This is a genomic window from Streptomyces sp. NBC_01210, from assembly GCF_036010325.1.
Taxonomy (GTDB): Bacteria; Actinomycetota; Actinomycetes; order Streptomycetales; family Streptomycetaceae; genus Streptomyces.
The window spans coordinates 5790305-5811172 of record NZ_CP108549.1 but is presented as its reverse complement, the minus strand read 5'-3'; the positions used below and the strand labels follow the sequence as shown (position 1 = coordinate 5811172).

Here is a 20868-nt window from a genome sequence, read left to right as displayed (position 1 = left end):
GCGGGAATCTGTCTCTGGAGACACAGGGAACACAGGGGGGCGAACATGGTTCGGAATTCCGTCATACGCAGATCACTTGCCGCGGCCGCGGTGCTTGCCGTGACCGCGGGCTGCACGGCGCAGGCCGCGACCGAGCAGCCGGCCCGGGCCGACGCCAAACCGGGCAGCTCGGCGCCCGCACAGGCCGGCACGGCGACGCCGTCCGGGGCGGACTCGGCCACACCGAAGCCGAAGGAGACGACCGCCAAGCCCAGCAAGCCCGCCGAGGCCCCGCAGGCCGAGGTGCTGATGGCCAACGGCTCGAAGGGCAAGCAGGTGCGCGAGCTGCAGGCCAGGCTCGCGCAGATCGGCTGGTTCGACGACAGGCCGACCGGCACCTACGGTCCCGTGACCGTCGCCTCCGTCAAGGGCTTCCAGGGCAAGCGCGGTCTGCCCACGACCGGCGACACGGACACCGTGACATGGCAGAAGCTGCTCGGTATGACGACGAAGCCGACGCGCGACGAGCTGAACGGCAAGGCCGTCAACAAGCCGGCGGCAAAGCTGGACCCGCGCTGCACGACGGGCCGGGTGATGTGCGTCAGCAAGTCCACCCGCACGCTCTCCTGGGTGATCGACGGCAAGGTGCAGTCGACGATGGATGTGCGCTTCGGCTCGCAGTACACGCCGACCCGAGAGGGCACCTTCCACGTGTTCCAGAAGTCCAAGGACCACGTCTCGACGATCTACCACACGTCCATGCCGTACGCGATGTTCTTCAGCGGCGGCCAAGCGGTGCACTACTCCTCGGACTTCGCGGCCCGCGGCTACAACGGCGCGTCACACGGCTGCGTCAACGTCCGGGACAAGGGGAAGATCGCCTCGCTCTTCGCACAGGTCCACAGCGGCGACAAGGTCGTCATCTACTGGTGAGAGTCGAGAGGAAGAGTGGCGCGGGCGGGACCGGGGGAACGTGTCCCGCCCGCGCCATGTGCGCCAAGCCGTAGGTACGGGGGGAACCCCGGCTCGAGCGCGGCCGATGACCAGTCGGCTCACTCTCTACTGCGCCATTGGCTCAAAAAACGTCACACCTGGTTGATCCGATACCGGCAGCGATGGAGAAACCGCAGGTCAGACAGGCTCCGGGTCAACCTGGGGCGAGGCTCAGCGAGTGCTCACGGAGGGGACGGTCGGGGATTCGGCGGGCAGAGGTGACCAGGACACGGGCGGCAGCGATCCGCCGCCCGGCCGGCCGTCGTCCGAGTCGGAGCCGCCGCCGCTCTGTCCGTCGCCACCGTCGCCACCGTCGTCACCGCCGTCGCCGTCGCCGCTGCCGTCCGGGGTGGTTTTGATGTCGCCGCTGAGCACCCGGTCGCAGAACCGCTCCACACGCTCCGGCCCCTTGGCCGTCGCCTCCAGTCGCCGCTTGCGCTCCGGGGCGATACGGCCGCTGCGGTAGTCGCGGCAGGCCTCGGCCGTCCTGCGGTACCACTCGGCGTTCCGGTCGCTCTTCTTCTTGCCGGCGTCGCCCTGCTGCTTGCCGTCGTCGTCCGGCTTCCCGCCGTTCGCCTGGTCCGGATGCGGGCCGGGCCCGCCGCTCGGCGAGGGCGACACCGGCGGCGTATTGATCCCGCCCGGGGTCTGCGACGGCGAGTTTGGTCCGCCGCCGGTCGGCAACTCTGAGACCAGCGGCCCGGGAGTCGCGGCGGCCGAGATGGAGGACGCGGGCAGCGGATCGTCGTTGCTGAAGGGGCCGGGCAGCATGCCGGTGCCGGCCGCGACCGCCACTCCGCCGAGCGCGCAGCCGGCCACCGCGGCGGCGATGCCGAAGCGCACCGGACGCCCGAAGCGCAGTCCGGGCGCCGAGCGGGTGGAGCGAGCGAGTCGTACGGTGCCGATGGTGTCGCCGGCGGGCGCGGCGGCGTCGGCCCTGGCCTTGCGGAAGGCGGCCAGTGCGGCGGCCTCGCCCGGCATCTCGCCGTCGTCGGAGTAGTCGGCCCGGCCCACGCCGTCCAGCGCACGGGAGAGTCGCGCGGCCTGGATACGGGCGTGTTCATCGGCGGCTTCGACCGGTTCGCCCCGCAGCAGTCGCTCCGCAGCATCCCTGTCAAGCCACTCGTACCGCTCGTCGGCCATCACATGTCCTTCTGCGTCCGCAGGCGTGAATGCGTCACACCGGCGGGTGCCGTCGAGCCCGGTCGGGGGCCTCGCTGCGGCGGTACGCCGCCGAGATCCGCCGCGCCCGTACGGAGATTGTCCAGGTCCGCGCCGTCCGCGAAGTCCGCACCGTCCGCAACATCCGCACCGTCCGCCCCCAGCAGCTCGGCCAGCCGCTTCAGGCCGCGGTGCGCCGCTGTCCGTACGGCACCCGGCCGCTTGCCGAGCGTCTTGGCCGCGCTCTTCGCGTCGAGGCCGACCACGACGCGCAGTACGACGGCCTCGGCCTGGTCCTGCGGCAGCTGGGCGATGAGTTCCATGGTGTGGCCGGTGGCGAGGGCCTCCATGGCCTGGTCCGCGGTGTCCGACTCGGCGGGCATCCCGGTGAGTTCACTCTCGTCGCCGCCGACAGCGGGGCGCCGGCCCCGCATACGTATGTGGTCGAGAGCGCGATTGCGGGCAATTCGTGCGGCCCAGCCCCGGAAGCGGTCCGCGTCGCCGCTGAACCGGTCGAGGTCGCGGGCGATCTGCAGCCAGGCCTCCGAGGCAACGTCCTCGGCCTCCGAATCGCCGACCAGAGTCCGGACATATCCATGCAACCGCGGGTGCACAGCGCGGTACACAGCACGGAAGGCGTCCTCGTCCCCGTCCTGAGCCGCGAGCACCGCGGCGGTCAACTCCGCGTCGTCCCCCAGCACTCCCTCAACCCGTCCTGAATCGCAGCTGGTCACCACTGCCGCGCCGCCCTGTACGCGAATCAGCACGCTACGTCCTTCTACCGAGCCGCGTCCACATTTTGTACAACCCGCAACAACATGCTGACACAGCGGGGTGTGACAGAAAACGCACGCTCGGCGCTGAGAGAAGTACGGGGCCGCTCCGCGGCCCTGGCGAGCGACGACCGGGGCCTCTCCTGTGGGGGGTGGCGGCCCCGGTCGTCCTTCCACGTCCGCGAGCGACTGTCAGGCGGGGCCGGGCCGCCGGAACGGCTGCCCCGGCGTCCTACTTCCCCGGTTTCCCCGGCTTCTGCGGCTTGTCCGCGGGCTTCTGCGGCTTGTCCGCGGGCTTCTGCGGCTTGTCCGCGGGCTTCTGCGGCTTGCCCGCGGGCTTCCCCGGCTTCTCCGCACTCTTCGCGGGCTTCCCGTCCGCAGGGTTCGGCGAGATGTCGTTCATCTCACCCGCCAACAGCCGCTCACAGTAGGCCCGTGCGCCCTCCGAGCCGCCGACGGGCGCTGCCAGTTCGGCCATGGCCTTGCCCCTGGGCGCCGTACCCCGTCGCGAAACAGCCGCCAGATACCGGCGGCAGTGCGCGGCTGTGTCCCGCGCGGTGCCCGGACGCCCGGGGGGAGCGTCGCCCGCGGACGACCGAGTGGGCCGCACCGGGCTCTGTGGTGCTCCTTCACCGTGCCCGTCACCGACCCCGTTCTCTTCAACGCCGGGTTCCGTGGGCGCGCTCCGTACCGCCTTCGGCTGCGCGCCGCCCCCGAACAGCGACGGGATCGCCCCCTCCCCGGCCGCCACCGCCACCCCGCCCAGCGCCACCGCCGCGGCAACACCCGCCACCAGCGCCTTGAGCGCCCGTGCCCAGTGCCGCTCACCGCCCGGCCGCCAGTCGTCCCGGCTGCGCCGCCACCGCACCGGTGCCGCGCGCACGCCGACCTCGTCACGCGCCAGGCGCATCGCCCGGAGCGCCCGCTCCTCGCCAGCCGGATCGAGTACGCCGGGGCGGCGCGCCGCCCCGAGCAACGCGTCGAGTTCGGGTGCGCGGAGGTCATCCCGTTCGGGTTCCATCTCTCATCCTTCGGCGTACGCCCTGGCCAGTCGCTCCGCCAGTCCTTTCAGTCCCCGGTACGCCGCGGCGCGTACGGCTCCGGGGCGCTTGCCCAGCACCCGCGCGGCCGCGGGCCCGTCGAGCCCGACGACCACCCGCAGCAGTACCGCTTCCGACTGCTCACGCGGCAGGCTGCCGATCAATTCGAGGGCTCGCTCGGTGGAGAGCGCTTCGAGCGCCGCGGCGGCCGTGTCCTGCCCGTCCGGAAGTTCCAGCACATCCCGCTCCAGTAAGGAGATGCGCGGACGCCGCTTCTGCCTGCGCAGATGACCCAGGGCGCGGTGCCGGGCAATCGTCGCCGTCCAGCCCCGGAACCCCGCCCCGTCGCCACGGAAACGGCTCAGGTCACGGGCGATCTCCAGCCACGCCTCGGCGGCCACGTCCTCGGCACCGTCGCCAACGAGCCCTCGGACGTAGCCGATCAGCCCCGGCTGCACCAGCCGGTACGCGGTCGCGAAGGCGTCCTCGTCACCCTGCTGCGCCCGCTCGACAGCCGCCCCGAGTTCCGCGTCGTACGCCCCCACAGTTACCTCTCCGTGCCAGCACCCTTCGGCACATGCCCCTCCATCTCTGCGCACGGAGATGGAGAATCGTCACCGTCGGCAGGCGGCCCTCGGGTCGGTGGGCCTGCGTGCCCGCCCGTGCAGCAAGAGGTAGAGACGCTGCACCGACTCTTCCGGGCCGCCCAGCTCGAAGCGGTTGACGACCTTGCCGAGCGGATTCCACACGCGGCCATCGGGCATCCGGACACCCACCGGCTGCCCGAACAGCTCCCGCTGCTCCGGCCCGAAGTCCGCCCAATGCGCCCCGGCCCGCCGGACGATCACCTCTCCTGTGTACGCCCCGAGCCCCTGGAGCAGCCCGGCAACCTGCCCGACCTGCGGACGGCCGCGCCGTACCCCGTCCACCATGAAGTCGACGAGGCGCAGGCTGGCGACGGAGTAGTCGAACGGCAACCGGTTGCGCTCCGTCAGCCGGTCGACGACCCCGGCGACGTACGCGCGCATGTCGGCCGCACTGGGCAGAACTCCAAAGTCCGTATCCATGTATGACCAAGCGACAGGTGCGCGGAGATCATCACGGAATGCCGAAGTGTTCGTTCTCACGGACGAGTTCAAGCCAGTCGTACAACCATCGGCACGGCTCAGGCGTCATCGGCCACCACATTTGGGCTCCTTCGGCCGATAGATCAGCCGATGGCGATGCGCGGGTGCGCGCCGGGCTGGATCCAGCCCGTGATCCGGTCCATGGTGGAGCGCGGCACGGATACGCAACCCGCGGTCGCCCCCTTGCCGTTGACGTGCAGGAAGATCCCGGCTCCCCGACCCGGTGTGGCCGGCCAGCGGTTGAAGTTGATGACCAGGGCCTTGGCGTACTGCGTCGGGTAGTTGATGAGGTGCTCACTGCCCCGGTCGCCGGACTCGGTGAGCGGGAAGTCGGCCCCGGCCTCGGTGTGCATCTGGATGTAGAACTTCGACTCGGGGTCCTCCACCCACCAGTGGCTGGAGTTGACCCGCGTGTACGGCATGCTCGTGCCGCTGGACTCGACGCCGAAGCCCTCGGTGATGGTGTAGGTGCCCGATGGCGTGGTGTAGGTGCTCTGCCTGCGGGTGGAGCCGTCGACAATGCCGTTCGAGCCGACCCGGCCGCTGTCGGAGATGACGGACTTCCAGCCGGACGGCCCCTTGGACCAGGCCGTCACCGTGGCGTACGAGCCGCTGGCCTTCACGGTGATGAGCTGGGTGGCGTTGCCCACGTCGACCGGCACGGGGAAGTTCGGGGCGTGGGCTGACGGGGCTGTCTGAGCCTTCCCCGCACCGCCGGCCTCCGCGGTGCGGGACCCGCCGGGCGCCGGCTTCGCACTGTCGGACCGCGTCGCGGAAGCGGAAGCAGAGGCGGAGGCGGAGGGGGAAGCAGTTACCGAGGCGGAGGTGGAACTGCTGGGGGATGCGGACGGGCCGGGCACGTCCGACGTCACGCTCTTGGCAGTGGCTGCAGCGGCATCCGCGGCCGGGGCATCCTGGCCCTGGTGCCCACATGCCGACGCCAGGAATATCGCGCCGGTCGCAGCCAGTGCGACGGAGAAGTTACGGGACGAGGGCAGCACGAAGTAACCCTTCGGTTGATGGGGGAATCGCGACGGCCGAGGTCGGCACGGCGAAGTGGGCCGGTTCTATATCAGGCCGACGCCGAGATGCGAGCCGACGGACCTTTCGGACGAATCCCTAGTCACCGGGGTCGTCCGAGCAGCCGGACCCCGCGCAGGGTGACGGGCGCGGAGTCGGCGCCCCGCCGGAACGCCGAGTCGAGCACACCGCGCGCGACCCGCACCGGGGCGCGCCACTGTCCGAAGGAGACACCGGCCATGCCCGTGAGGTTTGAACGATCCCCATGGCTGTGTGCTCCAGGGGTACATCGACTCTGTCGGTGACGGCGGAGGTCACCCCACGCCCGCGGGGAGCTCAATCTTCCCGTCGAACGTGCCCTGGTTCTCCTGCCGTACGTCCTGCTCGTATGTGATGTCCTGGCCACCGGTGTACGGGACGAGGAAGCCGAACTCGAACCGGTGGCTCTTGATCCGGTACGTCTTGGCGTCCAGGACCAGCGCCTCCTCCAGCCCGGACAGCGTCAACTGAGAGTCATTCACCGGGATTCCGGCGTCCCGGAGCTGCTCGGCGGTGGGGTCGAACTCCCGCTGCGCCTTCTTCACCCAGGCCCGGTCACGGACGGCCGTCAGCTTCTGCTTGCCGCTGCTGACACGCAGCCGGATCGTGCCGTTCGCCTTGGTCAGCGTCATGTCATCACCGGCGGTCTGCGCGTACTCCCGGAACTCCTCGATGACCGCGACGGCGTCCTCGACCTTGTTCTGCATCTCGGGGTCGGAGGTGGGCGCGTTCTTCCACGGCGCGCTGCCCTTCTTGAGGTATGCCGTGCCGTCGACGACGTAGATCTCCTCGTTCTTCCTGGTTCCCTTGCTGCTGGTACTGACGCCCTGCGAGTGCAGCGCCTCGGGCTCCATACCGCGCCGGACCGTGGCCCGGTAGGTCGCGGCGCTCTTCCGGCCCTGGAGCGTCAGCCCTTCCCGTCCCTTCACGGAGAACGTCCAGGCGCCTTCCTCCGCCATCGCCTTCTCGGCGAGGTCGAGGAAGTCCTCCGGGGACTCGGGTGCCGCGGGCGCCTCGGAGGGTTGCGTCGCCGCAGGGCTCTCGGCCCCCGCCGGCTCCACCGGCCCGTCCTCCTCCGTCGCGCCGCAGGCGGCCAGTGCGAGGGCGAGCGGGAGAACCAGTGCAGCGCACCTGAAACGACTTCGCATGGAACTCTTCCTTACGTCACGGCGGGGCGCGCGGACTGTACAGCAGCGATCAGCTTCCGATCACGCCGACGACCATTCCTCGCGAACCGGTATGAATCCCCGGCAGTTCGCACCACACGGTCTTGCTGCCGGGCCCCTGCTCCACACCCCACCGCAGGGTCAGGGCGTCGAGCAGGCCGAGGCCGCGGCCGGTCTCGTCCTCGTCGGCGGCCTGGCACAGAACGGGCAGGACCCGGGGGTCGGGGTCGGTGACCTCCAGTCGCGTACGGCCCTCCCCACAGACCACACGGACGGTCACGGGAACGCCCTCCCCGAGATGGCGGACGACGTTCGTGATCAGTTCGCTGGCGCACAACTGGAGGTCGGCGCAGGGACCGCCCATGTACGCACGCAGGGCCCGGCGGACCTCTGGCACGTCCTTCGGGGTGGCGAGCAGCTCCAGGGTGAGCGGTGGTCGCATCACGCAACTCCCTTGCGCAGGGCGACGACCAGGGCGCGGGCGGTGGGCAGGTTGCAGTTGCCCAGCGCGATGAGGGGCGGGGTGCCGTAGCGGGCGGCGAAGGTCGGCAGGTCGACGCCGAGGGACGGCAGCGTGATGTCGTGGGCGGCGAGGGCGGCCCGCAGCTCCTCGGCGCAGTCCTGTACGTCAGGGTGGTCGTGCATGGGGGGTCACACCTTCCAGTGCGCTCTGTGACGAACTGCTCACACCCTGACGCAGTGCCGCGTACCGTGAAAGAGGTTTGGGCTCCCGGCCCTGAACTGCACGTATGCGATGTGGAGTTGGTACGGGCACGGGAATCGCCGGGACTCGGGCGGACACGCTGTGAAACGGGCGGTAACGGCACCAAGGGCGGTGAACGATGGGCCAGCGCAAGGACATCGACGGGTCGGCAAGCGTCCCCACCTTCTACGGCAAGGAGTTGCGCTGGAAGCGGGAGGAGGCCGGGCTCACCCTCCAGCAGCTGGTCGAGGGCAGCTTCTACGGCCCCAGCCACCTCAGCGAGATCGAACGGGGCGCCCGCCGCATGCCGGCGGAACTGGCCGAGCACGTGGACAAGGCGCTGGGAACGGACGGCTTCTTCAAGCGGCGCTGCGAGGACGTACGGAAGGCGAAGAGGCGAGGCCACGCCAGCTACTTCGAGCGCGTGCTGGAGGCGGAGAAGCACGCGGAGACCATCGAGGAGTGGTGTCCCACTCTGATTCCGGGTCTGCTGCAGACGGACGCGTACGCGCGGGCGGTCGTACGGGCGACGCACCCGCTGGCGCCCGACGACGAGGTGGAGGAGAAGGTCAGCGCCCGGATGGCGCGGGCCCGGCTCTTCGAAGACGACCACAAGACCCCGATGTATTGGGTGATCCTGCCCGAGTCGCTGCTGCGCCAGCCGATCCTTCCGTCGGAGCAGACGGCCGAACAGCTGGAGCGCATCGCGGCGTTGGCGCGGAGCCGCCGGATCCTTCCACAGATCCTTCCGTGGAACTGCGGACCGCATCCATTCATGCTCGGCACGGTCATGATCATGACCTTCCCAGATGCCCCACCCCTGGTCTACACGGAGGCGCTGCACACCGGCGACACCATCGACGATCCGGCCCTCGTGAAGGAGTATCGCCGGTCGTACGATTGGCTCAGGGCCGCCGCGCTGCCACCTGAGGCGTCCCTCGCCATGATCGAGGAGACGGCTGAGGATGACCGAAATGGCAAGCAACGGCATTGACTTGAGAACGGCCGTCTGGCGCAAGAGTAGCTACAGCAACGGCAGCGGGGGGAACTGCGTCGAGGTCGCCGAGGCCTTTCCCGGCGCCGCCCGCTGGCGCAAGAGCACCTACAGCAACGGCGACGGCGGCAACTGCGTCGAGGTCTGCGACGCCCACACGGGCATCGTCCCCGTCCGCGACTCCAAGCTCCCCCACGGCCCGGTCCTCACGCTCACGGCCCCCGCCTGGACGTCGTTCGTCGCCTCCCTCAAGTCCGCCGCCACCGCGTGACACAGCCTGGCGGCGTCGAACTCTTCGACGCCGACCGGCTCCGCCTGGTCGAGGCCCCGCCGCCCCGGCTGTCGCCGGAGGACCGTCGGGCCATGGACGACGCCTGGGACGCGGCGGTCCTGGCCAACCCGGCCCTGTTCGACGGGCCGGTGGCGGCGTGCACGGGTTTGAAACGGGAGGGGCCGCAGAGCCTCGCCCTGACCTGGGTACGGGCGAGCTACCGGCTCTACGCCCTGCGCGGGGTGCCCGGCGCGAGTGTGCGACTGCCGTCCCTGTTCGTGGCCGTCGCGCAACCGGCGGACGACGGGCGTCTGCTGCTGGGGCGGATGTCCCCCTGGACGACCTCGCCCGGCCGCTGGCAGCTCCCGGGCGGCTCGGTCGACCCCCCGCCGGACCGTGAACCGCTCGATCTGGCCGCCCTCCGCCGCCACGCGGCCCGGGAGTTGGCCGAGGAGACCGGCATCGGCACCCCCTCCGACGACCTCACCCTCTGGCAGGTCACCCGGGGCGCGAACGGCAGCGTCGGTGTCCTGTTCCAGGCCCCGCCCCACCCGGTGTCATGGCTGCACGAGCGGTACGCGGCCCTCACGTCCTGCGAACGTGCCCGCTGCCGCGACCCGGAACTTGACCGGATCGCCCTCGTCCGCTCCCCCGCCGACCTGGCCGGCCTCACCGGCCCGCACGTGGACTACTTGGAGCCGGTCGTCCGCCGCCACGGTCAGTTCTGGTTCACCGGCCAGACTGCCGCCGGATCGCAGCGTGCCGGGCAGGCCAGGAGATAGACCTCGTTGGCGAGGAACAGTACATAGCTGTCGCTGCCGAGGGTGTAGGGCTGCTCCGGCAGGCCGGGGCGGACGTCGAACTCCCAGCCTTCCGGCACCTGGCAGACGAACAACAGCTCGGCGCCGCACGCGCACCGGTAGTGCTCGGGGAACTGTGCCCAGGACGGCGTACCGCCCACTTTGAAACCCTGGGCTCCCCGCTCCCCGTCCGGGGTGTCCACGAAGGGCCGCAGGGTCAGCGGCAGTGCGCGTACGGCCGGTTCGGGTTCCGTCGTCGGCCGCGCCGCGTCGCGCTGACGCAGTACGCGCCAGAACGTGCCCGGGTAGGGCGGCTGCGGAGCCGCCCAGTACCGGGGCACGAGCCGGCCGTCGGCCGTCACGGGATCGGATGCCTCGTTGTGAGCTCCGCAGTGGAAGACCAGCAGGTGGTCTCCTCCGAAGGGCTCGACATCAGCGGGCACGTCGAGTTGGAAGAACAGCGCCATCCGCTCGCCGCAGAAACACCGCGGCCATTCCTGGCCGTCGTCGAGGAAGGGCCAGCCGCCCACCGAGTTCCGCGCCGGCCGGTCCAGCGGCTCGGTACCGATCTCGATCATGTACGCGGGCAGCGCGGCCCGTACCTTCCCCGCATCGTCCTCGATCATCCGGTCACCCTATGGCTGTGCGGTGTCCAGGTGTCCTTCGAGGACGGTCCGGGTGATCCGGGGGCGGTCCCACAGGGCCAGGAGTTCGTTGGCGAGGGCCACGATCGGGAGCGGGTGCCGGTCGCCCTGCACCTCGATGGCGGCGGCCGACAGGCTGCGCGGGACAGCGCCGGCGTCGAGGAGGACGCGCCACTCCTCCGGCCCGAGGTCCAGGTACTCGAGGCCAGTCAGCTCGGCGATCTCCAGCGGGTCGGCGAGCGTACCGGGGTAGGCGCTGAGGGTCCGCAGACGAGGAAGCCCAACGACCGGGGCGAGGCTGAGTGGCTCGCCCTCCCACACGCCGATGCCGAGGACTTCCAGGTCGGGGTGGGCGGCGGCCTCCACACTGTCCAGGCTTCGGAGGTTCACCCGGGCCACCACGGGCGGCTGGTCCCAGGAACGGCCGGAGTGCCAGTCGGTGCGGCAGTTCACCACCATGTCGGTGAGGGAGTCGGCGAGCAGTGCGGCACCGATGTTCTGCTCGTGGTCGAGCATGATGATCTGCCCTGTGTGTCCGCGCGGTCCCGGTGTCAGGTCGACCGCGACCCGGTCGCCGCCGCCGTTGTCGCCGAAGACGATCCAGCCGGGTGAGCCGACCAGGCCCTGCACAGCGGTGTCCAGCGAGGTGATGACCGCGTCCGTCGCCGCAAACTCCCATGGGCACGGGCGGGACTCCGCGTCCGCGATGTACAGCCCGTCCAGTGCGAAGAGCTCGCAGCCGACGGCGTCCAGGACCCGATCCGCCGCCTCGTAGTCGTCGCCCCAGTCCTCCCACCTCGCCCGTGTCACCCGGTAGAGCGCCTTGAGCTCGTCGGGCAGCACGACGCCGAGGCGCGCTTCCGTCTCGGCGATCTCCGCCTCGGTGGCACCGACGGCATCGGGAATCCGCTCACGGAGCGTCCGCTCCAGCAGTGCCGGGTCCGCCGACGGCCCCGGCACTGCGCCGGGCACCGGTTCGGGCAGACGGCGCCACGGCTCGGGGACGGCTCCCTCGACCAGGATCAACGCCCCCAGGTAGGGACTGCCGAAACCGGGCTCCACGGCGGGGCCCGCGTCGAACAGATGGAGCACGGTCTTCCCGTCCGGCGCCGTCTCCATCATGAAGGAGACTTTGTCCGCGCCGTCGGCCGTGAGCGCGCGCTGCACCCGCTCCACCGCGTCGAACTCGTCCTGCATGTCCTCGACCTGGGCAGCCCGCCCCGGTAGGGGGTGCGGGCGCCGCACCGGCACACTCCAACTGCCGTGGCGGATCTGGCCCGTCACGTAACCGCCCGGCTCGGCAAGGCGCTCGGCGTTGGAGGCCTGTACGAGCCTCAGCAGGGGCTCCCAGGTGGCGAAGTCATGTATCGAGGGCAACGGTGGCCTCCGGCCGGGTCGGTGATCGCAAGGCAAGTGAGTATTACGCAAAGCCGCCGACCCGGTCGGGCCGAGGGCGCATCGTGGGCGCCATGGCTGTTCCGGTGTGGAAGTCACTCAGCCGCAGCTTGCCCGCAGCCTTGTCGTGGTTGACCACGAAACCGTCACCGAGTTCCCCGCGTACCGGCAGGCTGACGTCCGTGCCCGTCACCAGGTCATGGACGCCGAAGGGATACGCGGCGGGGTCACCGGTGCTGTCCGGGAGCAGGCAGTCCCAGTACACGTACCGCCCGACATAGCGCCCGCCCACCGGCCTCGGCAAGCGTGGGCCCGGGTCAGCTCCCGTGAGCCCCAGCCGTCCTCGGCGGCCGCGAGCCGCGCGCGTCAGCGCCTGACGCGCGCACGGCGCGAGACGACCGCGCGCAGCACCCGCTGCCCCTCGGTCGACACATCCAGCGCCTGGCGCAGCCCGACGCCCCCCTCCGCGTCCGCCAGGATCTCCAGGATCTGGACCTGACGGCGCAGTTCACCGGCGACCAGCGGACCCGCGCCGTCCGGCTCGCCCTCGCGGCAGCGCTTCAGCACGTCGACCACCTCGGCCGCCTCCGGCACCTCGGTACCGGGACCCGCATCGAAGCGGTGGTGGAGTTCGAGGGCCGCGACGGAGCAGTCGTCCGCCCACTCCCGCAGCGGATCCACCTCCCACTCGGAGGGCGCGGCGCCGAGCATCTGCCGTACGAGAGCGGCGGCTTCGTCGTCGACGGCCGCGCTCTCCATGGTCTCCCTGGCCTCCGCGAGGCGCAGGGACCAGTCCTCCTCGCCTTCCACCAGCCCGGCCCAGAGCGGACGCAGCGCATCGGCCTCGGACGCGAGCAGCGGCAGACAGCGGTCCAGGCAGGCGAGCCCGCTCGCGGCCAGGCCTCGCTCATCCGCCTGTGCCATCAGTTCCCTCAGGCTCTTCGACGCCATGGACGCCTCCCGTCGCGGACGCAGTACTTCCTCTTACTGCGCCCCGTGGCTCAAATGCGTCACTCCGACAGACCGGGAATTCCCAGTCCATCGAGGAATCGGAAGAAGAGTTCCTCGGCGAAAGGCTCGGGCCGCTTGGCGCAAAGTACCCCCTTCAGGGCCTCCGCCGCCATGGTCGTGCCGGCTTCCTCCGCCCACTCCGCCGCCCGCCGCACCGCGTCCTCGGCGGTCAGGAAGAGGTCGTCGAGCACCATGCCGCTCGTGCCCAGATACCCGGCCATCGCCTCCCGGGCCAGGCACGCGTACCAGGATCCGCTGTCCGGCGCCGCCGCCTCCACGACCACGCAGTCACTGTCCATGACGAAGCCGAAAAGCACCGGCGAACCCATCGACCGGGCGAGCGCGCCCATATCGCCGATATCGGGCTCGCTCGGGTGCTGCCAGATCTGCCAGCCGTCCGCTCGCCGCTGGTACAGCGTCAGATTTCCCCGTACGCCGGCGAGCGCACCCTGCTCCGTGAGCGGCTGCCCGCTCCTGCCCACGACGTAGTAGCCCGAGAACCCCATACCCCGCTCCCCCCATGCCGGAGGCACCAGCCTGACCCGGAGGAACCCTCATGCGTCACTCGCACACACATGCGCCACAACTCTGTTACATTCTGCCCACTTGGAACTCGGCCTGCGCAGCGCCCAGTTGGGACCACCGCGGCCGTGAAATCCCGCGGTGTGAGCCCGCGCGCCCCCGGGCGGGCTCACACCGCGACCTCCTGAGGGCCCCGCACGGCCTTGACACTCTGCATGCGCGTCAGCCTGCGGACGACGAGGATCGCCAGCAGCGCGGCCACGATGTCGACGAGGTCGGTGACGATGAACGCGTTCGCGGCCGTCCTGAGCGCCTCCGCCGTCTTGGCATCGTCGTACTGACGGCTCGCGACACCGTTGATCAGCTGCGACAGGATCCACGCCGTCCACCATGCGTTGAGGACGGCCTGCGACTCCCCCTTCTCCCCCTTCTCCTTCTTCTCCTTCTTCAAGGTTCCGTACGGGTCCTGGCGGCTCGCCACCCAGATGTCACCGGCGACCCCGCGCGGGATCCACAGATTGCCGATCGGGATAAACCAGCCGCCGGTCGCCCAGCCTGCACCGCGGCTCTGCAGATCCGGCGCGAACACCCCGGCGTTGAGCCGTACCCGGTGGAACCAGATGATGAAGAGCGCGGCCGTCGCCAAGAGCCCGATGGTCTGAAGCCCGCCCGCCGTGGCGATCAGCGCGTCCGCCCCCTCCAGGTCCTCGTCCGCGAAGACCTCGAACCTGTCTCCCGGCAGCGGACCCACCACTCCGCGGAGATTGACCGAGGCGAAGACGGAGAAGAGGTCGGTCACGATGACGAACGAGAGCAGCGCCACGACGGCGTACGAGAGTCCGACCGGCGAGCGCAGTGCGGATGTGGGCCTGGAGTAGCCCATCGAAGGGCGAGCAGGCGGCGGAGTGCTGTTGGCCGCGGCTACCGAGCAGCCATCGCAGAGGCCCTCCCCGGTCGTGGCCGTATTCGTTTGGCAGTTCGAGCAGGGCATGGCTGAGCGGACCCCCCACGGGTGGGATGACACCCCTCCCCAGAGGCGTCACAGAATCGCGGCCGCACAATGTGCGGCCGCCAGCGGAAGATATGTCTCCCCGGCGGCCACCGTCCAGCGTGAATCCGCGGCTCAGCCCAGCTTCCGGGCCAATTGGTCGAAGGCTTGCCAACTGCGCACCGGGGGACGTGGGTCCCACAGCTTCTGGGCCGTCGCCCGCAACGGCATGGCGATGCCGCGTGCGACCTGGTCCTGGGTCTGCGCTTGGGAGAGGTCGGACCAGACCGCGAAGCGGCCGCCCAGGATCTGGTCCGAGTACGACCGGGGCACCGGCTGCGTACCGCGGATCACGAAGGGCGTCCACTGCTCATAGATCCGGCGGCCCGTCGGATAGCGGAAGGTCTGCGGCTGGCCGAGCACGTAGTACATGTACTCGTCATTGACATTGACCACCCGTCGGCCCTCGCGCAGATACTCCTCCGGCGGCCGCGCACCGATCTCCTTGCCCGTCCAGTACTCGACCTCGAGATCCTTGTCGGCGGTGACCACACCACCCCGGAAGAAGCCGTCGTTCCAGGCCTTGAGCTTGCGGCCCAACGGGCGCAGCACCGCCGCACGGTCGTTCACCCACGCGGTCGCCAGGTCCTGGACCCGCGCGTTCGGCCCGTATTTCTGGCGGGCGACGGCCGCGAGCTGCGGGAAGGACACCTCCGGGTTCTTCCTGGTCAGCGCCTGGTACTCGTCCCCGCCGAGATGCCAGTACGCGCCGGGGAACAGCTCCGCGTACTCCTTCAGCAGCTCGTCCACGATCTTCGCCGACGCGGGCTGTCCAATGTCGATCGCCCCGGGCACGGACCTGCCCGCCGCGTCCCGCAGCTGGAGCTGCGGATGCGCGTCCAGCACCGCGCCGAGGTGGCCGGGGGAGTCGATCTCCGGGATGACCGTGATGTGCAGCCGGGCGGCCAGCTCCACGATCCGCCGCACCTCGGCCTTGGTCAGATGCTCGCGCGAGACGATCTCGGGATGCGAGTCCGACGCGATACGGAAGCCCTGGTCGTCGGAGAAGTGCAGGCCCAGCTGGTTGAGCTTGAGGTCGGCCATCTCGTGCAGCCGGTCCTCGATCCAGCCCGCCGTGTAGTGCTTGCGCGCGATGTCGACCATCAGCCCGCGCTGCGGCCGGTCCGGTTGATCCCGTACGACGCCTTCTGGCATCGCACCCCCGGACCGCACCGCCTGCTTCAGCGTCCGCGTCCCGTAGAAGACCCCGGCCTGGTCAGGGCCGGAGATGGTGACCCGCCCGCCACGGGTGAGGACGGTGTACGACTCGGGCTTGCCCTTCGGTGGGGTCGCGAGCGCCAGCTCGACGTCGCCGGCGCGGGCGGGAACCGCGCCCCGGTAGCCGAGCTTCAGCTCCTTCGCGATCAGCTGCCCCTCGTCGGCGAGTGCCCCGCTGCCCTTGGCGATGACGACCCCGCCGCCGGCCTGGGGCCGCCAGCCAGGACCGCGGGCCGGCTCAAAGGTGCGTACGGACGGGATGGTGTCGGGCGCCTTCGAGAGGGGGTACGTCCTGGAGGGCGACGGCGTGGGCGCCGCGGCCACGGGTGTCTTCCCTGCGCCGCGCACATCGCTGCCCGTCCCGCCGGGTGCACCGCTCGAGCAGCCGGTCAGCGTCATCGAGAAGGCCGCGGCTGCGGCAACGATCGCGCCGGTGAACCCTGCGCGCCCAGAGTGCCGTCTCACTCGGATTCCTCCCATATCTGGCGTAACTATGGCGAAGCACCCCCCATCAAGGTCTATCACGCGATGCGGAACTCTCTCGTCCGGGTGAATATCGCGCATCCGTCGGACAGCTCCTGCCCGGCCTGGATAGCGTTATGAACCATCCATCACTTGTCTCCCAGCCGTCCCGCTGTCCCGTTCGAGGAGCCCACGCTGTCCAGCGAATCCCACGCCGGCCTCCCGAAGCGACCGCCGCCACTCCACCACAGTCACCGAGCCCTCGATCCTTCCGCCATACCCTCCCCGCGTCACGGCGCGCCGGGCCTCGCGCATTTCAACGCCGCCCCCGCCGACCTGGCCGAAGCCGTGCTGCTCGCCTGCTGCGGCAGCCGCCGCTGGGCCCAGCGCGTGGTCGCCCACCGCCCCTATCCCGACCTCGACGCGTTGCTCGCCGCCTCCGACGAGGCCGGCTACGACCTCTCCCCCGCCGACCTCTCCGAGGCCCTCTCCGAAGAGTCCTCCGCCGGTCTGCAGCCCGGCGCGCCGCAGGCCGCGCAGACCGCGCTCTCCGCCGCCCACGCCGCGTACGAGAGCCGCTTCGGCCACGCCTTCGTGATCAGCCTGCACGGCTACCACCCCGACGAGTACCTCGACCAGGTACTGGTCGGCATCCGCACCCGCCTCGCGCACGAGCCGGACGAGGAGCGGGCCGTCTCCGCCGAGGAGCTGCGCGGTCTCGCCCGCTCCCGACTGGCACATGTAGTGGCCAACCATCCGGAATCAGACGTCGCAGGGGCTTCCCGATAGCCCGTCCGAGGCTGTTTGATTGCCTGTTTGATCACACCTGCGGACCCCGGGCGAACGAACCGACAACTCGTCGCTACGATGGCCGGGGCCGGTGGACCGTACCCGGCCGGGCCAGACCGACCCCCCAAGCCGGCAGGCCCCAATCCCCGCTCCCGGAGGGTTCTGCCGTGCCGGCTGGAACGCTGTACCGCGGCCGGGAAGGAATGTGGTCCTGGGTGGCTCATCGAGTCACCGGCGTCCTCATCTTCTTCTTCCTGTTCGTACACGTGCTGGATACCGCTCTCGTCCGCGTCTCTCCCGAGGCGTATGACAGTGTCGTTGCCACGTACAAGACGCCGATCGTCGCGCTGCTCGAATACGGCCTGGTGGCCGCCATTCTCTTCCATGCGCTCAACGGCCTGCGTGTCATCGCTGTGGACTTCTGGTCCAAGGGCCCGCGCTACCAGAAGCAGATGTTCTGGACCGTCATGGCCATCTGGTTCGTGCTGATGGTGGGTGCCCTGTACCCGGTGCTCGGCCACGCCGTACGTGAACTGCTCGGGAGCTGACGCCAGACATGTCTGCTGACACTTCTTCCGTGATCGGTCCCGTCGAGGGCGAGAGCCTTTACGACGTGGACAATCCGGCTCCGTACATCGAGGCGCCTCGCCGGCGTACCAAGAAGACCCCGAAGTCGACCCGCGGCAACTTCGAGATGGCCGCATGGCTCTTCATGCGCCTGTCCGGTGTTGTCCTCGTCGTCCTGGTCATCGGCCACCTGCTGATCCAGCTGGTGCTCGACGGCGGCGTCTCCAAGATCGGCTTCGCCTTCGTGGCCGGCCGCTGGGCGTCCCCGTTCTGGCAGACCTGGGACCTGCTGATGCTGTGGCTCGCCATGCTGCACGGCGCCAATGGCCTCCGTACCGTCATCAACGACTACGCGGAGCGCGCCAACACGCGCCTGTGGCTCAAGGGCCTGCTGTACACCGCCACGGTGTTCACCATCCTTCTGGGCACGCTGGTGATCTTCACCTTCGACCCGAACATCCGCTAAAGCCGGGGCTGACGAGACCAATGAAGATCCATAAGTACGACACCGTCATCGTCGGCGCGGGCGGCGCCGGCATGCGCGCGGCCATCGAGTCGACCAAGCGCAGCCGTACCGCCGTACTGACGAAGCTGTACCCGACCCGCTCCCACACGGGCGCCGCGCAGGGTGGCATGGCCGCCGCGCTCGCCAACGTGGAGGAGGACAACTGGGAGTGGCACACCTTCGACACGGTCAAGGGCGGTGACTACCTGGTCGACCAGGACGCCGCCGAGATCCTGGCGAAGGAGGCCATCGACGCCGTCCTCGACCTGGAGAAGATGGGCCTGCCGTTCAACCGGACGCCGGACGGCACCATCGACCAGCGCCGCTTCGGCGGGCACTCGCGCAACCACGGCGAGGCGCCGGTCCGCCGGTCCTGCTACGCCGCGGACCGCACCGGTCACATGATCCTCCAGACGCTGTACCAGAACTGCGTCAAGGAGGGCGTGGAGTTCTTCAACGAGTTCTACGTCCTGGACCAGCTGATCACCGAGGTCGACGGCGTCAAGAAGTCGGCGGGTGTGGTCGCGTACGAGCTGGCCACCGGCGAGATCCACATCTTCCAGGCGAAGGCCGTCATCTACGCCTCGGGCGGCACCGGCAAGTTCTTCAAGGTGACCTCCAACGCGCACACCCTGACCGGTGACGGGCAGGCCGCCTGCTACCGGCGCGGACTGCCGCTGGAGGACATGGAGTTCTTCCAGTTCCACCCGACGGGCATCTGGCGCATGGGCATCCTGCTGACGGAGGGCGCCCGCGGTGAGGGCGGCATCCTCCGCAACAAGGACGGCGAGCGCTTCATGGAGAAGTACGCGCCCGTCATGAAGGACCTCGCCTCGCGTGACGTCGTCTCGCGCTCCATCTACACGGAGATCCGCGAGGGCCGCGGGTGCGGTCCCGAGGGCGACCACGTCTACCTGGACCTGACCCACCTGCCGCCGGAGCAGCTGGACGCCAAGCTCCCGGACATCACCGAGTTCGCGCGTACGTACCTCGGCATCGAGCCCTACACGGACCCGATCCCGATCCAGCCGACCGCGCACTACGCCATGGGCGGCATCCCGACCAACGTCGAGGGTGAGGTCCTGCGGGACAACACCACCGTCGTTCCCGGTCTGTACGCCGCCGGTGAGGTCGCCTGCGTCTCGGTGCACGGCGCCAACCGCCTGGGCACCAACTCGCTGCTGGACATCAACGTCTTCGGCAAGCGGGCCGGCATCGCCGCGGCCGAGTACTCCGCGAAGAACGACTATGTCGAGCTTCCCGAGGACCCGGCGGCGTTCGTCCAGGAGCAGGTCGAGCGGCTGCGCAGCGCCACGGGCAACGAGCGAGTCGCTGACATCCGCCGCGAGCTCCAGGAGTGCATGGACGCCAATGTGATGGTGTTCCGTACCGAGCAGACGATCAAGACCGCCGTCGAGAAGATCGGCGAGCTGCGCGAGCGCTACCTGAACGTCTCGGTCCAGGACAAGGGCAAGCGGTTCAACACCGACCTGCTGGAGGCCATCGAGCTGGGGAACCTGCTCGACCTGGCCGAGGTCATGGCCGTCTCCGCACTCGCCCGCAAGGAGTCCCGCGGCGGTCACTACCGCGAGGACTACCCCAACCGCGACGACGTCAACTTCATGCGCCACACCATGGCGTACCGCGAGGTGGGCGACGACGGCATCGAGTCGATCCGGCTCGACTACAAGCCGGTCGTCCAGACCCGCTACCAGCCGATGGAGCGTAAGTACTGATGTCTACTCCCGTACTGGACAAGGTGGAGGCGGAGAGCACCGCCTCGCCCTACATCACGGTCACCTTCCGGATCCGCCGCTTCAACCCCGAGGTCTCCGACGAGGCCCAGTGGCAGGACTTCCCGATCGAGATCGACCCCAAGGAGCGTGTGCTCGACGCCCTCCACAAGATCAAGTGGGACGTCGACGGTTCGCTCACCTTCCGGCGCTCCTGCGCGCACGGCATCTGCGGCTCCGACGCGATGCGGATCAACGGCAAGAACAGGCTCGCCTGCAAGACGCTGATCAAGGACATCAACCCGGAGAAGCCGATCACGGTCGAGGCCATAAAGGGCCTCACGGTCCTCAAGGACCTGGTCGTGGACATGGAGCCGTTCTTCCAGGCGTACCGCGATGTGATGCCCTTCCTCATCACCAAGGGCAACGAGCCGACGCGAGAGCGTCTGCAGACCGCCGAGGACCGCGAGCGCTTCGACGACACCACCAAGTGCATCCTGTGCGCCGCGTGCACCTCCTCGTGCCCGGTGTTCTGGAACGACGGCCAGTACTTCGGCCCGGCGGCGATCGTGAACGCGCACCGTTTCATCTTCGACTCGCGTGACGAGGGCGGCGAGCAGCGGCTGGAGATCCTCAACGACAAGGACGGTGTGTGGCGTTGCCGCACGACGTTCAACTGCACGGACGCCTGCCCGCGCGGTATCGAGGTCACCAAGGCGATCCAGGAAGTGAAGCGGGCGCTGATCACGCGTCGCTTCTGAGCCTCTGTGCCTCTGCGCCTCTGCGCCTCTGCGCTCGGTCGGCATCTGGACTTCCGGGCAACGGTAGTTGCCGATGCGGTACGAAGGGTCCCGCCTCCCGGTCCTGGGAGGCGGGACCCTTCGCCGTACGGCTTCACTTCACCGACG

Annotated in this window: 26 protein-coding genes; 9 read left to right on the top strand and 17 right to left on the bottom strand. The window is 69.8% G+C overall.

Features of this window, described 5'->3' with window-relative positions; genetic code table 11:
- The first annotated feature begins 45 nt into the window (after window positions 1-45).
- On the top strand, window positions 46-912 hold the full coding sequence (locus OG735_RS26590; protein ID WP_327325651.1) for a L,D-transpeptidase family protein: 867 nt from the start codon (window positions 46-48) through the stop codon (window positions 910-912).
- 231 nt (window positions 913-1143) lie between these two features.
- Here OG735_RS26590 and OG735_RS26585 read toward each other — a convergent pair whose 3' ends face one another.
- The 10 genes from OG735_RS26585 to OG735_RS26540 form a co-directional block, all read right to left on the bottom strand.
- A complete protein-coding gene (locus OG735_RS26585) occupies window positions 1144-2115 on the bottom strand; it encodes a hypothetical protein (protein ID WP_327325650.1) in 972 nt (323 codons plus the stop codon).
- Window positions 2115-2834, bottom strand: coding sequence for an RNA polymerase sigma factor (locus OG735_RS26580; protein WP_327328465.1), 720 nt, complete (start codon window positions 2832-2834; stop codon window positions 2115-2117). The genes OG735_RS26585 and OG735_RS26580 overlap by 1 nt, the downstream gene beginning before the upstream one ends.
- Before the next feature lie 304 nt (window positions 2835-3138).
- Window positions 3139-3927, bottom strand: coding sequence for a hypothetical protein (locus tag OG735_RS26575; protein WP_327325649.1), 789 nt, complete (start codon window positions 3925-3927; stop codon window positions 3139-3141).
- Window positions 3928-3930: 3 nt separating this feature from the next.
- The gene (locus OG735_RS26570) at window positions 3931-4491 is read right to left on the bottom strand and encodes an RNA polymerase sigma factor (RefSeq protein WP_327325648.1); all 561 of its coding nucleotides are present in this window, start codon (window positions 4489-4491) and stop codon (window positions 3931-3933) included.
- Window positions 4492-4560: 69 nt separating this feature from the next.
- Complete coding sequence (locus tag OG735_RS26565) at window positions 4561-5013, bottom strand: hypothetical protein (protein ID WP_327325647.1); 453 nt, start codon at window positions 5011-5013, stop codon at window positions 4561-4563.
- Window positions 5014-5156: 143 nt separating this feature from the next.
- Complete coding sequence (locus OG735_RS26560; RefSeq protein WP_327325646.1) at window positions 5157-5735, bottom strand: L,D-transpeptidase family protein; 579 nt, start codon at window positions 5733-5735, stop codon at window positions 5157-5159.
- 461 nt (window positions 5736-6196) lie between these two features.
- Window positions 6197-6334, bottom strand: a complete 138-nt coding sequence (locus OG735_RS26555) for a hypothetical protein (RefSeq protein ID WP_327325645.1) — start codon at window positions 6332-6334, stop codon at window positions 6197-6199.
- Window positions 6335-6407: 73 nt separating this feature from the next.
- Window positions 6408-7280, bottom strand: a complete 873-nt coding sequence (locus tag OG735_RS26550; RefSeq protein ID WP_327325644.1) for a hypothetical protein — start codon at window positions 7278-7280, stop codon at window positions 6408-6410.
- A 49-nt stretch (window positions 7281-7329) separates the two neighbouring features.
- Window positions 7330-7740, bottom strand: a complete 411-nt coding sequence (locus OG735_RS26545) for an ATP-binding protein (RefSeq protein WP_327325643.1) — start codon at window positions 7738-7740, stop codon at window positions 7330-7332.
- Window positions 7740-7943, bottom strand: coding sequence for a hypothetical protein (locus OG735_RS26540; protein ID WP_327325642.1), 204 nt, complete (start codon window positions 7941-7943; stop codon window positions 7740-7742). Before OG735_RS26540 ends, OG735_RS26545 begins: the two co-directional genes overlap by 1 nt.
- A 197-nt stretch (window positions 7944-8140) precedes the next feature.
- On the opposite strand from OG735_RS26540, the gene OG735_RS26535 reads away from it, so the two are divergent.
- The 3 genes from OG735_RS26535 to OG735_RS26525 are packed head-to-tail and all read left to right on the top strand — an operon-like array spanning window position 8141 to window position 10048.
- Complete coding sequence (locus OG735_RS26535) at window positions 8141-8995, top strand: helix-turn-helix domain-containing protein (RefSeq protein WP_327325641.1); 855 nt, start codon at window positions 8141-8143, stop codon at window positions 8993-8995.
- A complete protein-coding gene (locus tag OG735_RS26530) occupies window positions 8976-9266 on the top strand; it encodes a DUF397 domain-containing protein (protein ID WP_327328464.1) in 291 nt (96 codons plus the stop codon). Before OG735_RS26535 ends, OG735_RS26530 begins: the two co-directional genes overlap by 20 nt.
- Complete coding sequence (locus OG735_RS26525; RefSeq protein WP_327325640.1) at window positions 9263-10048, top strand: NUDIX domain-containing protein; 786 nt, start codon at window positions 9263-9265, stop codon at window positions 10046-10048. The genes OG735_RS26530 and OG735_RS26525 overlap by 4 nt, the downstream gene beginning before the upstream one ends.
- Here the strand turns inward: OG735_RS26525 and OG735_RS26520 are convergent.
- From OG735_RS26520 to OG735_RS26490, 7 genes are all read right to left on the bottom strand, one after another.
- Window positions 9985-10692 (bottom strand): hypothetical protein, encoded by a 708-nt coding sequence (locus OG735_RS26520; protein WP_327325639.1) that lies wholly within the window; start codon window positions 10690-10692, stop codon window positions 9985-9987. The two genes, OG735_RS26525 and OG735_RS26520, sit on opposite strands and share 64 nt — an antisense overlap.
- Before the next feature lie 9 nt (window positions 10693-10701).
- Window positions 10702-12087, bottom strand: a complete 1386-nt coding sequence (locus tag OG735_RS26515; protein WP_327325638.1) for an SMI1/KNR4 family protein — start codon at window positions 12085-12087, stop codon at window positions 10702-10704.
- A gap of 43 nt (window positions 12088-12130) precedes the next feature.
- Window positions 12131-12397: a hypothetical protein gene (locus tag OG735_RS26510; RefSeq protein ID WP_327325637.1), complete on the bottom strand. Its 267-nt coding sequence runs from the start codon at window positions 12395-12397 to the stop codon at window positions 12131-12133.
- Between the two features lie 74 nt (window positions 12398-12471).
- The gene (locus tag OG735_RS26505; protein ID WP_327325636.1) at window positions 12472-13056 is read right to left on the bottom strand and encodes a hypothetical protein; all 585 of its coding nucleotides are present in this window, start codon (window positions 13054-13056) and stop codon (window positions 12472-12474) included.
- A gap of 59 nt (window positions 13057-13115) precedes the next feature.
- Window positions 13116-13622, bottom strand: coding sequence for a hypothetical protein (locus tag OG735_RS26500; RefSeq protein ID WP_327325635.1), 507 nt, complete (start codon window positions 13620-13622; stop codon window positions 13116-13118).
- Window positions 13623-13807: 185 nt separating this feature from the next.
- Window positions 13808-14521, bottom strand: coding sequence for a DUF4328 domain-containing protein (locus OG735_RS26495; RefSeq protein WP_327325634.1), 714 nt, complete (start codon window positions 14519-14521; stop codon window positions 13808-13810).
- Between the two features lie 240 nt (window positions 14522-14761).
- Window positions 14762-16384, bottom strand: coding sequence for a beta-N-acetylhexosaminidase (locus OG735_RS26490; RefSeq protein ID WP_442812492.1), 1623 nt, complete (start codon window positions 16382-16384; stop codon window positions 14762-14764).
- Window positions 16385-16510: 126 nt separating this feature from the next.
- Between OG735_RS26490 and OG735_RS26485 the strand changes: the two genes are divergently transcribed.
- The 5 genes from OG735_RS26485 to OG735_RS26465 all read left to right on the top strand — a co-directional run bounded on the left by OG735_RS26485 (window position 16511) and on the right by OG735_RS26465 (window position 20721).
- The gene (locus OG735_RS26485; protein ID WP_327328462.1) at window positions 16511-17155 is read left to right on the top strand and encodes a 2-oxo-4-hydroxy-4-carboxy-5-ureidoimidazoline decarboxylase; all 645 of its coding nucleotides are present in this window, start codon (window positions 16511-16513) and stop codon (window positions 17153-17155) included.
- Window positions 17156-17322: 167 nt separating this feature from the next.
- The gene (gene sdhC / locus OG735_RS26480; protein WP_327325633.1) at window positions 17323-17703 is read left to right on the top strand and encodes a succinate dehydrogenase, cytochrome b556 subunit; all 381 of its coding nucleotides are present in this window, start codon (window positions 17323-17325) and stop codon (window positions 17701-17703) included.
- 8 nt (window positions 17704-17711) lie between these two features.
- Window positions 17712-18188, top strand: a complete 477-nt coding sequence (locus tag OG735_RS26475) for a succinate dehydrogenase hydrophobic membrane anchor subunit (RefSeq protein ID WP_327325632.1) — start codon at window positions 17712-17714, stop codon at window positions 18186-18188.
- A 20-nt stretch (window positions 18189-18208) separates the two neighbouring features.
- On the top strand, window positions 18209-19963 hold the full coding sequence (gene sdhA / locus OG735_RS26470; RefSeq protein ID WP_327325631.1) for a succinate dehydrogenase flavoprotein subunit: 1755 nt from the start codon (window positions 18209-18211) through the stop codon (window positions 19961-19963).
- On the top strand, window positions 19963-20721 hold the full coding sequence (locus OG735_RS26465; protein WP_327325630.1) for a succinate dehydrogenase iron-sulfur subunit: 759 nt from the start codon (window positions 19963-19965) through the stop codon (window positions 20719-20721). The genes sdhA and OG735_RS26465 overlap by 1 nt, the downstream gene beginning before the upstream one ends.
- Window positions 20722-20868 lie beyond the last annotated feature (147 nt).